Annotated in this window: 14 protein-coding genes; 6 read left to right on the plus strand and 8 right to left on the minus strand. The window is 68.7% G+C overall.

What is annotated here, in order from left to right; all coding sequences use genetic code 11:
* Positions 1-57: 57 nt before the first annotated feature.
* The 3 genes from QHF89_RS12495 to bla form a co-directional block, all read right to left on the minus strand.
* Positions 58-2,085 carry an OPT family oligopeptide transporter gene (locus QHF89_RS12495; RefSeq protein WP_136968580.1) on the minus strand — a complete coding sequence of 676 codons (2,028 nt, stop codon included), beginning with the start codon at positions 2,083-2,085 and terminating at the stop codon, positions 58-60.
* A gap of 104 nt (positions 2,086-2,189) precedes the next feature.
* Entirely contained in the window at positions 2,190-3,323 is a 1,134-nt protein-coding gene (locus QHF89_RS12500; protein WP_136968581.1) for a GNAT family N-acetyltransferase, read from the minus strand.
* A gap of 222 nt (positions 3,324-3,545) precedes the next feature.
* Positions 3,546-4,385: a class A beta-lactamase gene (bla, locus tag QHF89_RS12505; RefSeq protein ID WP_284720411.1), complete on the minus strand. Its 840-nt coding sequence runs from the start codon at positions 4,383-4,385 to the stop codon at positions 3,546-3,548.
* Between the two features lie 771 nt (positions 4,386-5,156).
* On the opposite strand from bla, the gene QHF89_RS12510 reads away from it, so the two are divergent.
* The 6 genes from QHF89_RS12510 (at position 5,157) to QHF89_RS12535 (ending at position 12,362) form a co-directional block, all read left to right on the plus strand.
* Positions 5,157-6,722: an alpha/beta fold hydrolase gene (locus QHF89_RS12510; RefSeq protein WP_136968583.1), complete on the plus strand. Its 1,566-nt coding sequence runs from the start codon at positions 5,157-5,159 to the stop codon at positions 6,720-6,722.
* A gap of 123 nt (positions 6,723-6,845) precedes the next feature.
* The gene (locus QHF89_RS12515; RefSeq protein WP_136968584.1) at positions 6,846-8,174 is read left to right on the plus strand and encodes a M18 family aminopeptidase; all 1,329 of its coding nucleotides are present in this window, start codon (positions 6,846-6,848) and stop codon (positions 8,172-8,174) included.
* Between the two features lie 82 nt (positions 8,175-8,256).
* Complete coding sequence (locus QHF89_RS12520; RefSeq protein ID WP_136968585.1) at positions 8,257-8,487, plus strand: addiction module protein; 231 nt, start codon at positions 8,257-8,259, stop codon at positions 8,485-8,487.
* A complete protein-coding gene (locus tag QHF89_RS12525; protein WP_136968586.1) occupies positions 8,484-8,774 on the plus strand; it encodes a type II toxin-antitoxin system RelE/ParE family toxin in 291 nt (96 codons plus the stop codon). Before QHF89_RS12520 ends, QHF89_RS12525 begins: the two co-directional genes overlap by 4 nt.
* A 155-nt stretch (positions 8,775-8,929) precedes the next feature.
* Entirely contained in the window at positions 8,930-9,865 is a 936-nt protein-coding gene (locus tag QHF89_RS12530; protein ID WP_136968587.1) for a fatty acid desaturase family protein, read from the plus strand.
* Between the two features lie 31 nt (positions 9,866-9,896).
* Complete coding sequence (locus tag QHF89_RS12535; protein WP_136968588.1) at positions 9,897-12,362, plus strand: M1 family metallopeptidase; 2,466 nt, start codon at positions 9,897-9,899, stop codon at positions 12,360-12,362.
* Here QHF89_RS12535 and QHF89_RS12540 read toward each other — a convergent pair whose 3' ends face one another.
* From QHF89_RS12540 to QHF89_RS12555, 5 genes are all read right to left on the minus strand, one after another.
* Positions 12,363-13,106, minus strand: a complete 744-nt coding sequence (locus QHF89_RS12540) for an MBL fold metallo-hydrolase (RefSeq protein WP_284720412.1) — start codon at positions 13,104-13,106, stop codon at positions 12,363-12,365.
* Positions 13,107-13,265: 159 nt separating this feature from the next.
* Positions 13,266-13,565 carry a KGG domain-containing protein gene (locus tag QHF89_RS50165; protein ID WP_136934640.1) on the minus strand — a complete coding sequence of 100 codons (300 nt, stop codon included), beginning with the start codon at positions 13,563-13,565 and terminating at the stop codon, positions 13,266-13,268.
* A gap of 851 nt (positions 13,566-14,416) precedes the next feature.
* Positions 14,417-15,070: a helix-turn-helix domain-containing protein gene (locus QHF89_RS50170; RefSeq protein WP_136968590.1), complete on the minus strand. Its 654-nt coding sequence runs from the start codon at positions 15,068-15,070 to the stop codon at positions 14,417-14,419.
* Positions 15,071-15,157: 87 nt separating this feature from the next.
* Complete coding sequence (locus tag QHF89_RS12550) at positions 15,158-16,210, minus strand: tetratricopeptide repeat protein (RefSeq protein WP_136968591.1); 1,053 nt, start codon at positions 16,208-16,210, stop codon at positions 15,158-15,160.
* Between the two features lie 52 nt (positions 16,211-16,262).
* Positions 16,263-17,714, minus strand: a complete 1,452-nt coding sequence (locus QHF89_RS12555) for a serine/threonine-protein kinase (RefSeq protein WP_136968592.1) — start codon at positions 17,712-17,714, stop codon at positions 16,263-16,265.
* Positions 17,715-17,762: the final 48 nt, after the last annotated feature.

Consider the following 17,762-nt stretch of genomic DNA (forward strand, 5'->3'; position numbering starts at 1 on the left):
CGTTGGTGCACAAATGAGATGTGCCTCAGACGATCGGCATCGCAAGGACTTTTGCGGTCAGGTCAGGACGAAGTTGTTCAGGGTCGCCACGACCACGCCGATGATGCTCTCGCCTGCGATGACGCCCGAGGCGATCGGCACGATCATCTCCTCGCCCTTCTTGCTCAGCTTGCCGGTGACGAAGGCGAGGAGCGCGCCGAGGAACATCGCGAGCGGGTAATAAAACGGCAGGATGAACCCGAGCCCGATGCCCGTCGCCGAGGGGAGGTACTTCTTGTACTTCGGCAGGAGCTTCTCCACGGCCACCAACGCCGTGCCCACCACGAGGCCCACCGCGATGCACGTCCGCGCCATCGGGTGCAGGTTGTCGATGCCCAGCTTGAACACCTCGGCCACGGCCTTCCACTGCTGCGCCGCGGGCGCCGGGAACGCGGGGTTGTCGCCCATCAGCACGCTGGCGTTCGGCACCAGCATGTAGAAGCCGATCACCGTCGCGATCGTCCCCGGCAGGATCCCGAGCATCTGCGCGACGAACTGCCGCCGCGGGTTCGCGCCGAGCAGGTACCCCGACTTGAGATCGTTCAGGAGATCCGCGCTCGCGCTCGCCGAGCCAGCCGTGATGCCGGCCGTCATCAGGTTCGCCGTCGCGCTCTGCGGGATCAGCACGCCGTAGATGAGCTGCATGATCTTGCCCATCGCGCCCGTCGGCGTGATGTCGGTCTCGCCCGTCGCGCGGCACGCCACGAGCGAGAGCACGAACGTGAGCCCCACGGCGAGCAGGCCGAGGTGCAGCGGCACGCCGAAGAAACGCCAGGCGATCACCACGACGCTGACCGTCGCGATCGACCCGCCGATCGCGAACCAGCGCATCGGCACCTCGACCCCGGCCCGCGAAGCCCCCGCGTCTCCGCCCGCCGCCTTCCCGAAGCTCTTGAAGGCCCGGACGATCGTCCTCCATTGCAACACGAACGAGAGCAGGCCCGACGCCACCAGCATCGGCGCGCCGATCCAGAGCCCGATGTCCTTCCACGCCGTCTGCGGCTTCAGCGCGGCCGTCACCACCTGGCCGAGCTGGTTCGTCCACTGCGCTTCGAGCGCCATCGGCGTCACGACGAACGCGAGCACGAGCGCGCCCACCATCATCGAGATCGTCGCGCGGAGCCCCACGATGGCGCCCGCCGCGACGAGCGCCGCGCCGTGATCCAGCTTGATGTTGAACGCGGAGAGCGGGTACGCCTTGCCCGCCGCCGTGACCTTGGGCAGCCAGTCGAAGATCGCCGACGCGCCCGGCACGAGCGCCGCGCGCGTCACCACGCCCGCCGCGTCCACCGACTTGACGATGTTCAGGTCCTTGAGGATCGGGATGAGCCCGGCCACCGCGGCCGACGCGAGCAGCGCGCGGCCTTTTTCGAGCGCGCTCGTGCCCTGGCTGTAGAGGCTCTGGAGCGTCACGGCCGCGGCCGTGCCCGAGGGGAAGCGCAGGCGCTCCTGGTTGATCATGTTGCGCTTCATCGGGATGGCGAGCACCGTCCCGAGCAACGCGAGCGACACCGTCCACGCGGCGAGGACGGGCCAGGGGATGTGGGTTCCCTTGGGGTTGTCCGCCGAGACGGTCAGCATGAACAGCGCCGGGATCGCCGAGACCATGGTGCCGCCGGTCGAGTACCCCGCGGAGGACGCGGTCGACGCCATGCAGTTGTTCTCGAGGATCGTCATCGGCGTCTTCACGATCCCGGCGCGCAGGAAGGCGCCCCAGATCGAGAACGAGAGGATGCACGCCGTGATGGCGACGCCGAGGTGCCAGCCTGTCTTCAGGCCGACGTAGAGGTTCGTGAACGCGAGCAAGAACCCGAGCGCCGCGCCCATGCCGATGGCCCGAGGCGTGAGCTGCGCCGTCGCGTCGCCCCGGTAGGCCTTGGCGTACCAGGTGTCCTCATCCATCTCGCCGACGGCCTCTGGTGCGATGTCGAGCGGCTTGCCGCGCTCGAACTCCGCCTCCGTCGTCGGCGCCTGCTGGAGGAGCGGGCCCCCGTTCACGACGGAGGCCGTTCGCGCCTCTCCTGCGGGCGTCTCGATCTCGCTCATCTCCGCCACATAGCATGGAGACGGGGTGAACCGTCCGGTCTCTCATCGCTTGGGGGCATAGCTCCGCGAGCGGAGCTACGCCCCCAAACCCCCTCGGACCTGCCCTAGCGGAACGCGACCTCTGGATTTGCCGCCTCTCGCGCGAGCGCCTGCCGCTCCCGGGCGAGGTAATCCCGGATCGCCGCGTCGAGCCTTGGATCGGCGACGTGATGGAGGCTCCGCGTGATCGTGGGTTCGAACCCCCGGGTCATCTTGTGTTCTCCCCCGGCGCCGGGCTCGAACCGCCCGATCTTCCGCAGAATGCACTGCTCGATCGAGTGATAGAAGCAGACATTGAAATGGAGGAAAGGCCGCTCCTCGGAGGCGCCCCAGTACCTCCCGTACAGCGCGTCCTTCCCGGCGAAATTGAAAGCCCCGGCGATGGGCCGTTTCCCTTCCCGGGCGAGCACGACCTCCACGCCGTCGCCGAGCCGCGGCACGATCTCCTCGAAAAACGCGCGGTTCAAGTACCGTCGCCCCCAAGAAAACTTGTCCACCGTGGCCGTGTAATACCCATACATGGCGTCCACGAGGTCCGGCGTGATCTCGCGCCCGCGCAGGGTGACGAGCTCGATCCCCTGCGCGGCCACCTCGCGCCGCTCGCGCTTCCATTGGTTGCGGCGCTTCGACGAGAACCGCGCGAGGAAATCGTCGTACGTCGTGTACCCGGGGTTCTTCCAATGAAACTGGAGCCCATACCGCTCGGCGAGGCCGGCGCGCGCGAGGTCGGCCGCCTGCTCCTCGGGCGGGAAGAGGACGTGCGCGCTCGAGATCTCGAGCCGCGTGACGAGCTGCCGGAGGCCCTCGGCCATGGCCGCGGCGACCTTCGAGGCATCTGCGCCCTCGGCGACGAGGAGCCGCGGCGCCGTCGCGGGCGTGAACGGGACGGCGACGACGAGCTTGGGGAAGTACTCGATCCCGGCGCGGTGGGCGGCGCTGGCCCAGGCGTGGTCGAAGACGAACTCGCCCTCGCTGTTGCCCTTGAGGAACGCAGGCGCAGCCGCGACCAGCCGCTCGGCCTCGTCGTGGAGCGTGAGGTAGTGGGGGAGCCAGCCGGACTTCGGCTCGACGCAGCCCGTCCGTTCGAGGACGTCGAAGAACGCCCAGGCCAGGAACGGGGCCTCGGAGACGCCTCCGAGGGCGTCCCAGGCCTCTTCGGGGATGTCGCGGATCGTGGCGTGGACGCGGAGTTCGAACACTCGGCGGTATCCTCGGCGGGAGACGGGGGGTTGGCAAGGGGCATGGGAGAGCGGGGCGTCGCCCCGCACCCCAGCAAGGGGCTGTCCGCCCCCTGCACCCCGGACCAGGCACGGCCTGGACCGAAGGCGACAGCGCGCTTTGCGCGCTGTCGAGGGAAGGGAGTTTGCCCGCGGACGGCGAGCTCATCCCCAAGGAGCCTGCTCGAACTTGATCGGGTGGATTCAGAGCTCCTGCGCGATCAGCCTGCCGATGTCCTCGTGTGCCGCTTTCAGGCGGAGGAGCCCCGCTTCTCCGTCGCTCATGTACGCAGCGATGAGGATGGGGGCGCGACCTGGCGGCCACGTGATGGCAACGTTGTTGACGGCGCAGCGCAGGCAGGTACCCGTCTTGTCGCCGGTGGTCCAATCCCGGGGCAGGCCGGCGCGGAGGCGGTCCTTGCCCGTCTCGCACGCGCGCAGCCAGCCCAGCAAACGCTCGCGGCTGGCGGGCGAGAGGGCGTCCGCGCAGAGGACCTGACGCATCAGGCCCACCATGGCACGTGGCGACGTGGTGTCGCGGGGGTCGCCGGGCTCGTTGTTGTTGAGGGTGAGCTCGTCGCGGTCGAGGCGCGTCACAGAGTCGCCCTGTTGACGGACGAAATGCGTGAAGCCTGCGGGACCGCCCACCTTCGCGAGCAGCAGGTTGGCTGCCGTGTTGTCGCTGACCGTGACGGCGGCTTGCGCGAGGGCGTCGATGGTCATGGACGCTTCGGCGACATGCGCGCGTGTGATGGGAGCGTGCTCGAGCAGATCGGTCGAGCCATAGGGCACGCGCTCGTCGAGTGATAGTTGCCTGCGATCGACGCGCGCGAGGACGGCCGCGACGAGCGCCCACTTGAACGTGGAGCACATCGCGAAGCGCTCGTCCGGTCGGCGAGCGAGCTGCCGCCCGGTGCCGGTGTCGAGGGCGAAGACGCCAACGCGCCCGCCGACGTTCGCCTCGATCTCGGCGAGGGCGCGCTCCGCGCGGCTTGGGGGGTCCGGCGGGACGGCACGACGTGACGGGGCGCATGCGGTCGCCAACGTGGCGGTGGTGCCGAGCAAAACTTGTCTTCGTGTCCAGTGCCGAGTCACGGTCGCGTCGAACGCTCGCACGTGTGTGGACATTCCATAAGGGCTCTGCGTCGGCGCGGCGCTTTCAGGAGCCCCCTGCGCGTCAGGGGACCCGCGTGCAACGCTTGCAAGGCGCGATGTGCGCGTGCAATGCGCCGCATGCAGGCGTTGCAAGCGGCGTTTGGTACGCCCTGAAGGGCGTTTGCAACGCTTGCAAGCGACGTTCGGAGGGGGACGAGAGGTGCTTGCAACGCTTGTGGGCGGGTCTCGGAGCGGTGCGAGGGCGGCTTGCAATGGCTGCACGCGGCACCCGGGGCGTCACGAATGGCGTTTGCGCGCGTTGCGCGCGGCGATCGGTCGAATCATGGCTGCGTGGCGCGGCCTGTGTTGGGGCGACGTGGCCGTCGGGTGCGCCATGCACCCCCCGGAGGGCGAGGCCGGTCGCGGAACCCGCGCGAAGTGCCTCGAAGGCCTTTGCCGAGATCGGCACGGCAAGAGCGCCCTCGGGCTCGTTGTGGGCGGTCAAGACGAACCCCTCGGGGTGTCGCGCTCGCATGACACCGAACGAAGATCCGGTGTCACGTGGCCATCACATCTGTCACGCCGCCGTGTCGCCCGAGGAGCGCCCTCGGCGACGCGTCCTTCGGATCTCGCGCGATTCCCTGTGCACCGCGCCGCTGGCATGGACCGTGTGATACCCGGGAACCCTCGCGAACACGAGGGCGACAAGGAGATCCAACCATGACCATTCGTGCTTCTTTCCTTTGCAGGCTCGCGACCATCACATCCGCGCTCCTCTTGCCCGTGGGTTGCGTGGCCGAGATGGAGGATGGGGAGGCCATGCTCGAGGTCGACGAGAACGTCGCGGAGGCCGAGCAATCGCTCTTGCCGGGGGATCCTGCAGGCGACACCACGCTTTCGAGCACCTGCTCCTGGACCATCACCTGCGGCGGCGTGACGGGCAAGATGCGCTGGGGCAAGAGCGGCGCCGATTGCTGGTCGACCGCGCCGTCGAACATGCCGCTCGTGATGATCCTGCACGGCAATGGATACGGGTACGACGAGTACGGGTACCTCCAGGCGCACCTCGCGCGCAATGGCTTCGTGAGCGCGAGCATCGACGTGGTGGCGGCGGCGCCCCCTGGATTTCTTCAACCCGACGCCACGACGCACGGGCAGGCGGCCCAGGACGCGATCGATTACCTGCGCAGCGCCTGCTTCCAGAACAACTTCGTGGACAACTTCACCGTCGCGAACCCCGTGGACAAGCAGCACTTCGGCGTCGTGGGTCATAGCCGCGGCGGGGAGACCGCCCGCTACGTCGCCTCGCTTCTCGCGGGAGCGAACGATTTCGACGTCCGCGCCGTCGTGGCATTGTCCCCGACGCGCCACACCACGCAGGGCATCTTCGGCACGCAGACCGAGGGATATCTCCTGCTTCACGGATCGAGTGATCAAGACGTCGGCGTCCTGCCCGGCTTCGGCGCCCATGACGAGGCCGGCAACAACGACTGGAGCACACCCTCGGCGTTCGACCTCTTCCGGAGCATGAAGTTCTTCGGTGGCGGCACACACGTCGGTTTCTCGGACCTGGGATCCGCGACCCAGCGCGAGACGACGCAGGGGTACGTGCACGCGTACCTGCGGGCGCACCTGAAGTCGGATTGGAGCTATTACGAGGACTACATCCGAGGCAATGCCTTGCCCGGCAGCTACGCGGGGAGCTTGTTCAGCCAGTATAGCGACCCCACCGCCCGCCGTGTCATCGACAACGCGCAGCGCGCCAATCTCTCGCCGAGCAGCATCGGGGATACGGTGACCACGTCCGGCATTGGATCGATCACGCTTTCGGACGGGAGCCTCACGCTCGGCACGCCTCACGACACGAGGCTCCTCGTCGTCTCCCCGAACGGCACGAACGGCTTCGTTCGCTGGGCGATCCCGGCGGACAAGCGCGACGTGACGAGCTTCAAGTACCTGAGCTTCCGGCTCGGGCAGCTCTCGGGCGCCACGGGGACCGACATCCAGATCGGCTTGACCAACAGTGGGGTCACGACGTTCGTGAACCTGAGCGATTACAGCGCGATCCCCCAGCCGCGCACCATGTGCGTCCAGGGGTTGTCGGGGCTCGGTTGCGCGGACATCCGGACCCTCGCCCACATGCAGACGTTCCGCATCCCGCTGTGGGACTTCGGCTCGAGCAACGACGTGACGTCCGTGCAGATCAAATTCAACGGCACGACCGGCAATGGCCGTTCGTTCCTCCTCGACAGCGTGGAGTTCTCCGAGATCGTCATCATTCAATGAGCACGAGGCAGAAGGGACGCTAACCCTGGGGCGGGGCGCGCGTGCACGCAGGCGAACGGCGACGATGGCTGAAGTGGCTTCCGCCGCGCGTTTCGCCTGCTATCATCGGCCCCGCCCATGACCATGACCGACACCCTCCTTTTGCAAGCGGGCGAGGGCGATCTCCGCGCCCAGGGCCTCGCCGCGGCCCGTGATCTCTGCGCCTTCCTCGATCACGCCCCGAGCCCCTACCACGCCGCCGAGGAGGCCGCGCGGCGGCTCTCCGCGCAGGGGTTCTCCGCGCTCTCCGAGCACGACGCCTGGCACCTCGCGCCCGGCGATCGCCGTTATTTCCTCCGCGCCGGGACCCTCGTCGCCTTCGTCGTCGGCGCCGAGCACCCCGCGCTCGGCGGCTTCCGCCTGATCGGCGCCCACACCGACTCGCCGAACCTCCGCGTCAAGCCCAACGCCGACCTCGCGCGCTCCGGCTACCAGGAGCTCGGCGTCGAGATCTACGGCGGCGTGCTCCTCTCGACCTGGCTCGACCGCGATCTCTCCATCGCCGGCCGCGTCTTCTGCCAGCGCAAGGGCGAGCGGCCCGTGGCGCGCCTCGTCGACCTCGGCCGCGCCGTGGCCCGCGTGCCGAACCTCGCGATTCACCTCAATCGCACGGTCAACAAGGAAGGGCTCGTCCTGAACGAGCAAAAGCACCTGGTCCCGGTCGTCGGCCTCGGCGCCGCGCCCGACGTGCGCGCCCTCGTGGCCCGTGAGCTCGACGAGCGGCCCGAGGCGATCCTCGGCTACGATCTCTGCCTCTACGACACGGCCAAGGCCGCGATCGCCGGCCTGTCGCAAGAGTTCGTCCTCTCGGCGCGCCTGGACAACCTGGCGAGCTGTCACGCGGGCACGGCGGCGCTCGCCGCCGCGTGTGGCCCCGGCGCTTCGACCCGTATGATCGTGCTCTACGACCACGAGGAGTGCGGCAGCCGCAGCGCCGCGGGCGCGGCCGGCACGGTCCTCAAGGACACGATCGCGCGGATCCTCGAGGCCTACCCTCACCACGAGCCGCAGGGCTTGCAGCGGGCGCTCGCGCGCTCGTTCCTGGTCAGCGCGGACATGTCCCACGCGCTCCACCCGAATTACGCCGATCTGCACGAGCCGCAGCACCAGCCCATGTTGAACAAGGGCCTCGTCATCAAATCGAACGTCAATCAGTCCTACGCGACGGACGGCGGCACGGCGGCGGTGTTCGAGGAGCTCTGCCGCGACGTCGGCTATCCGGCGCAGAAGTTCGTGGTCCGCTCGGACCTGCCCTGCGGCAGCACGATCGGCCCCATCACGGCGGCCGCGCTCGGGATCGCGACGGTCGACGTGGGCGCGCCGATGCTCAGCATGCATTCGTGCCGCGAGATGTGCGGGACCCTCGACGTGCACTGGTCGATCGAGACATACCGGCGGTTTTTGCAGGGGTAGGGGAGCGCTGAACGACCCCGCGACGAACCTGTCTCGCGCGGCTCGGGACTTCCTGCTAGAGTTCCTTCCAAGGAGCACTCCCATGCCGCCTGAACTGCAACGGCTCGCCGACGAGATCCTCTCCTTGCCGGTCCCCTCCCGGACCGTGTTGTTTCAGTGCATCCTGGAGAGCCTGAGCCGGTCGGAGAGTGAAGCCGTCGAGCGGACGTGGGCGAAGATAGCGGAGGAGCGTTGCCGGCAGATCGACGCGGGTGAGGTGGAGCTCCTCGATGGGGACGAGGTGCTCCGCGAGCTCCGCGCGCGCTCCCGGTGAAGCGTTTTTTCTTCCACCCCGCAGCCCGGAAGGAGCTGCGGGGGGCCACGGCGTTCTACGAGGGCCGTGCCGAGGGCCTGGGCGAGGAGTTCCTCGACGAGGTTGAGGCGACCCTCCGGCGCATCTGCGAGATTCCTACAGCATGGCCCAAGCTCTCCGAGCGCGTACGGCGTTGCCAGACGCGGCGGTTCCCCTACGGAATCCTTTATCGCGAGGCCCGGGACCGGATCGAGATCGTCGCGGTGATGCACCTTCACCGTCACCCGGACACCTGGAAGAGCCGCTGAGGAGCGTCCCCGCCCCCGCAGAAATCTGAACTTCCGGAGCATCGTGCCCTCCCTGCGGGCCACGCCGCATTTTCGACGCCCTGGACGGTCCAAAATGCGCTACACAGTGTCGAACTTTCGACACGTGGGCTGGGCTGCCCGCCGGGTGACTTTTCATGCTTCGTTACCGAGCGGACCTCCGAACGTTGTGCTTCGTGGCGATCTACTTCGCGCTGGTCGCCGTGCAGTGGGTCTACGCGCCGAGCGCGCTCTGGCTCGCGATCCCGCTCCTCGCGGTGACGTGTGTGTTCTCGTTCCTCGGCGCCGTGGCCACGCACAACACGGTGCATTCCCCCGTGTTCAAGAAGCGCTGGGTGAACCGCATCTTCCAGGTCGTGCTCACGTTGACCTACGGCCATCCCGTCAGCGCCTTCGTGCCTGGCCACAACCTGAGCCACCACAAGCACACGCAGACGCGGCGCGACGTGATGCGCACGACGAAGGTGCGGTATCGCTGGAACCTGCTGAACGGCCTGCTCTTCATGCCGACCGTGGGCAGGGACGTCTTCATCGCCGACATGAGGTACTTCAAGGCGATGTATCGCCAGAACCCGCCTTGGTTCCGGCAGATGATCCTCGAGGCGACGGTCTTCCTCGGCACGATGGGCGTCCTCCTCGCGCTCGATTGGAAGAAATTCCTGATCTACGTGATCATCCCGCACCAGTATGCGGCCTGGGGCATCATCTCGATGAATTACCTCCAGCACGACGGATGTGATCAGGAGAGCGAATACAACCATTCGCGGAATTTCCTCGGCAAGTTCGTCAATTTCATGGCCTACAACAACGGCTACCACACGATCCACCACATGGAGCCGGGCCTGCACTGGAGCCTCTTGCCCGCGGAGCACGCGAAGCGGGTCGCGCCGTTCATCCACCCGGAGCTCGATCAGCCCTCGATGCTCGGGTATCTCTTCCGCACCTTCGGCTGGCCCGCCAAGCGCCGCATGTACGATGGGAGGCCCGTCGAGATCCCGGCCGAGGGCCCCGACGAGGAGTGGATCCCGCCGCCGCGCGAGGTCCGACACGACCTCGGCGCGATCGCCATGTAGCGTCCCGAGCCCGCCCGGGTAGCATGGCGACATGCGCCCTCTTTGCCTCGCTTTTCTTCCCGCCCTCACGATCCCGTTCCTGACCATTGGCTGCGGTAGCTCCCCGCTCGAGGAGGCCACGCGCGGTTATGACGTCGATCGATACGAGCTCGACGGCGCGTTCGATTGGAATACGCGCAAGCTCGACGCGACCGTCTCCGTGACGCTCACGCTTACGGAGGATACACCTGCGATCGCCCTCGACAGCCGCGTCGCCGTGAAGGCCGTTCGTATCGCCGGCGTGGAGGATCCCGCGTACGAGGTCGACGCCGAGCGCGGCGTGCTCGCCATCTCGCTGGAGGACGCGCCCAACCCCAGCAAGGGACAAACGGTCGAGATCGAGATCGATTACGAGGCCGGCACGAGCGACAACCTGTATGCCATTTCCACGCGGCTCGGGGATCCTGTCGTCGGCCGGGCCGTCTTCACGGACTCCGAGCCGCTCGGCACGTCGTGGTGGATGCCCTGCACGAACGATCCGAGCGACCGCGCGACGTTCTCCGTCGCCTTGAAGGTCCCGGCCGCGGAGCAGCTCATCGCCAATGGCCGGCTCGTGCTCGACGCTGAGGAGGGGCCGGGCGCGCACCGCGTGAAATACGAGACCTCGTGGACGCTGCCGACCTATCAAATGGCGTTCGCCGTGAGCCAGTTCGAGGTGGCCAAGTCCCAGACGAAGACCGGCTTGCCCGTCGAGGTCTGGCACCGCCGCGGGCTCCCCGGCAGCCACGCCGAGATGGCGAAGGCGCTCGCCGGCATGATCGATCGGCTCGAGCCGCTCGTCGGGCCCTATCCGTTCGAGCGATACGCCCTCGTGCTCGTGCCCTCGTTCCCCGGCGGAGGCATGGAGAACGCGGGCATCTCGTTCCAGCGCGAGACGATCAGCACGGAGCCCGCGATCGCCGGTGATTTTTACCTCGCGGCGCACGAGCTCGCGCATCAATGGTTCGGCGACCTCGTCACGATCGAGACCTGGGACGACGTGTGGATCAAGGAGGGAATGGCGAACCAGCTCGAATACGAGGCCGGGCGCGCGTTCACGGACGCGAGCGCGGAGGGGTCGCTGCACGGGGATCAATTCTACCCCGAGGACGGGGTGCCCATCCGCGATCCCTCCCTCGCGCCGGCCGACAAATACACGTCGGGCCCGTACGGCCGCGCGGCCTGGCTGCACGCGCAGATCCGGGGGTTGGCGGGGGACGAGGTGTATTTCGAGACGCTGCGAAAGCTCCTCGACGCGCACAGGTTCGGCACGATCGGGACCAACGCGTTCGTCGACGCATTTGCCGAGGCGCTCGGGCCCGAGGCGACGGCACGGGTGCGGCGCGCGATCGACGCGAGAGCGATGCCGCGGATCGAGCTTCAAGCGGAGGCGAATGCCGCCTTCACGATCGGGCTCGACGATCCCGACGGGGCGCTCGTCGCGCCGCTCGTGGTGCGCTGGTATGGCGCGGAGGGATCGGCCGAGGAAGTCTCGCTGCTCGGCGGCGCGCGGGCCGTGATTCCGGCCGCGGCGACGGACGTCTTGCTCGTCGTGGATCCGGGCGACGTGCACCCGGATTTCGAGGTCACGGGGGATGACGTGAACACGGCCGCATGGCTCGCGGCGCGCGTGCCGCTCTCGGCGAACGGAAAAACCGTGCTCGCGGGGCTCGGCGGGGCGGCGCAGATGAATGCGCTCCGCGTGGCCGGCGCGTCGGGCGCGGCGATGATCACGCCGGCCGAGATCACGGGGCTCCTCGGCGAGCTCGACGCGGACGGGGCGAAGGCGCTCGCATTGCAGCTCGGCTGCGGGCTCGCGGCGAGCGCGGAGGATCCAGCGGAGCGAGAGGCCTGGGCGGCGGCCCTCGCGCCGCTCGTCGAAGCGGGGCCGCCCTCGTTCGGGCTCGGGTGGATCGGAACGGGGCTCGGCGCGTGCAGCGACGTCGTGCCGGTGGATGAGCTCTTCAGCGCGGAATGGGCGAAGCTCGAAGCCGGCCTCCCGGCCGCGGACGTAGCCTTCACGCGGCTCCAGTACCTCGCGTCGTTGCGGCTCCAAGACGATCACGAGCTCGCCACGTTCGGCGTGGTGGCCACGAAGGCGCCCTCGCTCCGGGCGCGTCGCATCGCCCTCGATCACCTGGCGCGGCGCGCGCGCGACGTGACCTCGGCCTCGTGGGTGACGTTTTACCTCGACCTGCTCCGCGCGACGCGGACCGCGGAGACCTTGTCGTCGGCGATGAACGGGGCCTCGTGGGCGGTCTTCAACACGGCCACGGGCATCAGCGACTTCGTGGTCGTGCTGCGCGACCTCCTGCACGACGAAGCGACGCGGCCGGTGCACGCGCGGGCCATCTGCATCGGGGTGCGGATGCTCGCCGACGATCCGGCCGCGACGACCGCGTTCCTCGGCGATCTCGCGGATGCGCCGCTCTCGGAGCCGGCGCGGGCGCTCCTGAAAACGCCGGACGCGTGCTTCTGATCAGATCTCGAAACGCTCGCCCTCGTGCGTGCACACGATGGGCGAGTGTTCCGGATCGTGAAAATCCGGGTAATGAATGAGCCGCATGCGGCGCTTCACGTCCTCCGGCAGCCCCACGAGCGAGGCGAGCGGCGTGTGGATGCCGAGGTTCGTCTCGTGGAAAAAGAGATCCGCCTCGGCGAGCCAGTCGATCAGCGTGGGATCAAACGCCGTGTCGGCGCTGTACCCGAAGCGAGCCCCGCCCGCGGAAAATCGAAGCGCCGACGTAGGAATGTGGTGGATCGTCGGGCGCCATTCGAGGTCGAGATCCCCGATGGAGTTCGTCCCGGCAGCGAGCGGCGACACGTCCGCATAATCGTCCAGCGTGAGCGACGTACGGGTTCCGTCGGGCGACATGAGGGTATCCATTCCGCCCCGGAGACGCGTCTCCCAGAGCCCCGCCAGCACCTCGGGCGCCGCGTGCAGCGCGACGCGTTTCCCCGTGACGAACCGCCGATAAAAGAGGAGCTGCTCGAGCCCCCCCACGTGATCGCCGTGCAGGTGCGTGATGACCACGTGATCGATGTCGGCGAGCCCGATCGGAGGGCCCCCGCGCGCGCCGAGATCGCCGAGCGCCCGCCCGAGCGCGGGCGGCGCGTCGACGAGGATCCGCGTCGCGCCGGCCTCGACGAGGAAGCTTGCATTGAAATGACGCGTGGTGAAAGCATCCCCCACGCCGACGACACGCACGACGAGCGAGCTCACGACAGCCTCCCGTCGTGCGGCGTCGTTCCTTGGTTTCCGGGCTGAGACATGGCCATGGCGCGCCCCGATGGTGCCCCATCACGGCGAGCCGAGCCAGCGGGCTCTACCCGTTTCGCGCGAGGGGAGCGACGGGCGCCGCTCCCCCGCGAGCGATTGCCATCAATGGGTGCCGCGCGCCTCACCACCCTTGCGCCCAATCTGCGCCATGTGGGCCCGATCGCTCGACACGGCCTCGCCGCCCTTGCGGCCGATCTGCGCCATGTGCTCGCGGTCCTGGCTCACGCGCTCGCCGCCTTTGCGGCCGATCTCGGCCATGTGCTTGCGGTTCTGGCTGACGACCTCGCCGCCCTTCTTGCCCGCCTGGCGCGCCTCGTCGGGCGTGAATTCGTGGGCCGTGCCCTTTTCGTGCGCGGCTTTGCCACCCTTGCTCGCGATGGCGCGCTGCTTGTCGCGCTCCATGGCCGCGAAGCCTCGCTGCGAGGCGGGCTTGCGATCGGTCGCCGGCCCGAGGTCGCTCGAAGAGACCGGCCCCTCCTCGTGCTCCTCCGCCTGCTCGGCGGCTTGTGCCGCGCGAACCTGCGACGTCTCCGCCTGCTGCATGTCCTCGGCCTCGCCGCTGTTCCTCGCGGTCTCGTGCTGGTCCTTCTCGATCATGTGCCCCTCCTTGTGACGCCCCGCTCGATGCTCCAGCCGGGCGCCGTGTTGCTTCGCGGATTGCTGTTGGGCCGCGCGAAATGACGTCAAGCTGCGCTCGGTAGCGCGTGTTCCTGATGCCGTGAGAAATGGTCGCGGAGCGAGCGATCTCGTGCACGACGGCCCGAACCGTTCGCATGCTCGTGTTTTGCCCCGACGAACGGGGGCGCTCGAGCATGGGAGAATCGGGCCGGACAGACGACTTCATCGGGTTTGGCAGAGCCTCATTCTCGATGCTGCAAAGCGCGCGATCGCTCGCTCGCTTTCGGCGAGCGGACGAACACGGCGCCTCATGGAAAGGTCTGTCCCGTCCTTGCCCGAGCGAGCGCGCGATGGCGTGCGGGCAAGGAGGTGCACACCCCTCCGGCGCATACGCTCGCCAATCAAAGAAGAGACCACGCGGCTTCGCCACGATGGACGCTCCTCGGAATCGAGCGGGCGCGACGGCAATCTTCGATGCACGAGCCCGCCCATCGGCTTGCAAAAGCACGAGGGAAGCGGCCGCCCTCGACCATGAGGTTTTTCGCAACAGATCAAGTGCGTTACGCCAAACCCCTCCTGCATTGCGCCAGAGAGGCCGGGTTTTTCGGCGATCCCACGTAAGGCGAGGGCCTTACCTACACGAGCGGGCGAAGGCGAAGCTTTGTGGGCCAGAGCGAGGGTGTGGATGTCCGCGGGGCGCCGTCGGCCGTCGAGGACTGCCCCTCGCGGCTGGAATCGCTCCGTCGGCGGCGCGAAGATGTGGACCCGGGGGCGCCGATGTCGGTCCCGGGAGGAGGCGCAGGCCCCCCGGCGCTCCGCGGGTAGCCGGTACGCGCGGGCGGGCGGCGTGGGCTTTGGGGGCCCATGGCGACGCAGAAACGGCGCAGGACGCGGTCGACGGTGGAGCGGCTGAGCCCGGTGGCCCTGGCGAGGGTGCGTCGGGACCAGCGGCGAGCGCCCTCGGGCGTAGGTTCGAGCGCGCGGCGGAGGAGCTCGTCGACAGTTGCGTCCGAGATGCGTCGGGGGGCGCCGCGCCGGGGGCGGTCTTCCAGGCCCGGGAGCCGGTCGCGGACGAACCTGTCGCGCCAGCGCGTGACGACCCGCCGCCCGACGCCGACGTGCGTCGCGACGTACGCGACGTCATGGCCCGCGGCGCAAGCGAGCACGATCTTCGCACGCACCGCCTGCGTGTGTTCGTGCGTGTCCTTCTCGGTCGGGGCCCGGGCGCGCGTTTCGAGCACCAAACGTTCGTCGGGGGTCAATCCCATCGGCGGGTTCGCTCGTCCCATCGATGGTGAACATGTGCCCAGCCCCCGCCCGTTCTCAGTCTTTGTGCAGGCGGCCGAGCGGGGCCCCGGCGAGGCCGGCGGGCGAGGTCAGAAGGTGCCGCGCAGGCCGACGCTTCCGAGGCCGATCAAGGGCTCGATGCTCGCCTTCGCGGGCGAGGCGGGCTTGGCCTTGGGCGCCGTCAAGAGGAGGACGACCCCTGCCGTGAGGCCGACGCCGCCCACGACGAACAGGGCGGTCGAGATCGCCGCCTTCGTGTCGATGCTGTCGCGGTAGTTCTTGTATCTGACAGGCGACTCGGGGGTGTCGTCGGTCTCGCTCTTGTTCGTGCAGGGGTTGTCGCCGTTCACCTCGCGCTCGCAGAACGCTTTCATTTCGCTGCGCGTGGTGTAGGCGCTGATCAGCGCGCCGCCGCCGCCGATCGCGGCCGCGCCGCCGACGCCGAGGCTGATGTAGCCGAGGAGCCGCTGCGTGGCGCCGGGGGGCTTGGGCGGCGTGTCGGGGCTCCCGCCGGGGGGCGTGACGAGGTCGCCGCCGACGGGCTCGACGCCGCTCTTCGGCTTGAGCTCCAGCACGGCACGGGCGGCCTGCTTCTCGTCGATCTTGAGGTCGAGGGCGGCCGCGGACGCCGGCGTGTCGGCCTCGACGCGGTGCACGCCGGGGTTCAGCGGCGTCTTCACGCCGATGAGCGCGCGCGGAAATACCTTGCCGTCGAGCATGACGGTCGCGATCTCTGCGCCGGCGCCCTGCACGGTGAGCTCGATCGTGGGGATGCGCGGCGAGAGCGCGGCGAGCTCCTTGGTGGCCGTCTCCTGCGCGTCGCGGAAGGCCTCGGGCGCCTTGTCGTCGAGCTGCAGGATCGTGATCGAGCGGTACCGCTCCGCGGCCTCGACGAGGCGGCCGAGCTTCTCCAGCGTGCGCGCCGCGAGGAGTTTTACGGTGGGCGCGTTGACGAGCGCGTCGGCGCGGTCGAACTTCACGAGCGCGTCGGCGTATTTGCCCTGCTCGTAGAGGGCGTAGCCCTCGTCCGCGAGCGCGCGGGCGGCGATACGCACTTGATCGTCGATCGGCTGCGCCCACGCCGGCGAGGCGCAGAGAGCTGCGCCTACGAGCAGCGAGCCGATCCACTTCGACAACCGCATCGTTTCCCTCACGCTCCTTCGATCCGTTCGCGAACGGAAGTGCCCGTCGCCGTCAGATCCCCCAGTTGGGCTTCTTGGTCGTACCGGACTTCTTGGTCGTCGTCCCGCCCTTGTTGATCGGGTACCGCGTGGTCGTCGACGGCGCCGCGCTGGGCGTCGGCGCGGTGCTCGGGGTCGCCGCGGCAGGCTCGCTCGTGGGCGACACGGTAGACGAAGGTGAAGGCGAAGGAGCAGGCTCAGGGGCCGCCGAAGCCGTCGTCGGCGCGGCGACCGACTCCGCTGGCGGAGGCGCCGCGGGGGACGCGGAGGGCGGCGAGGCCGAGGGGTCTGTCGCGTCCGTCGTCGCGAACGGGCCTTTCGTCGAGAGGAGCACGCCCACGGTCGCGGCGCCGATCACGAGGGCCGCGATCGCACCCACGATCACGGCGGGGCGCGTCTTCTTTTGCGCGGGCTGGGCCGGCGCGACGGCCGAGACGAGCCCGCGGTGGGTCATCGTCGTCGGATCGGGCGTGCTCGTTTTGGCGAACGCCGACGGCTCAGGGCCCGGGGCCGAGACGCGCGCATGCGGCATCACGATGTTCGGCAGCGAGGGATGCGTCTGGCTGAGCTTCCAGACGCCCGATTGATCCGGGCAGAGGATCCAGCGCAGCGACTCGGCGAGTTCCTTCGCGGTCTGGAAGCGCTCGTTCGGCTCGCGCGAGCAGGCCTTGGCGAACCAATGGTCGAAGCCATCGGGGACGGGCGCGACGGCGGAGGGCACGGGCAAGGGGCGCGCGCAGATCTGCACGATGAGATCGCCGAGGGCCTCGCTGTCGAAGGGGCGGATGCCGGTCACGCACTCGTAGGCGATGACGCCGAGCGCCCAGAGATCGGCGCGTTGATCGATCGTCTTGTTCCCGAGCGCTTGCTCCGGGCTCATGTAGCAAGGCGTGCCGACGACCGAGCCGGTGCGCGTGGAGACGCCGCCCTGGCTGCCGAGCACGCCGCCGCCGATGGCCTTCGCGATGCCGAAGTCGAGGACCTTCGCGATCTCGTCCTCGTCGTTGCGCACGAGGAAGACGTTGCTCGGCTTGAGATCGCGGTGGACGATGCCGGCCTCGTGCGCCTTGCCCACGGCGCGCGCGATATGCGTGATGATCGTGGTGATCATCAGCGGCGGGAGCACCCGCACGCGCTCGATGCGCTGCTCGAGCGTCTCGCCCTCGAGCATCTCCATCGCGATGTAGGGAAGGGCTCCGTCGTAGCCGTGATCCTGGATCTGCACGACGTGCGGCGTGCGCAGCGCGGCGGCGGCCTTCGCCTCGCGGAAGAAGCGCTGGACGATCTCGCTGTTCTCGTTCGCGCCGTTCGATCCGAGGAGATCGACGTCGATGAGCTTGATGGCGACGGGCGCGCCGAGCGTCACGTGCTCCGCGCGCCACACTTCGCCCATCGCTCCTTTTCCGAGGAGGCCGATCAGGCGATATTTCCCGGCAATCACGGCTCCGGGGCCCAAGCTACTCATGCTCGTCCGAGCTTACTCCAAGTCGTACCGAGCGTGGAAGGATCGTGC

This window comes from Polyangium sorediatum (assembly GCF_029946465.1).
Lineage (GTDB): Bacteria > Myxococcota_A > Polyangia > Polyangiales > Polyangiaceae > Polyangium > Polyangium fumosum.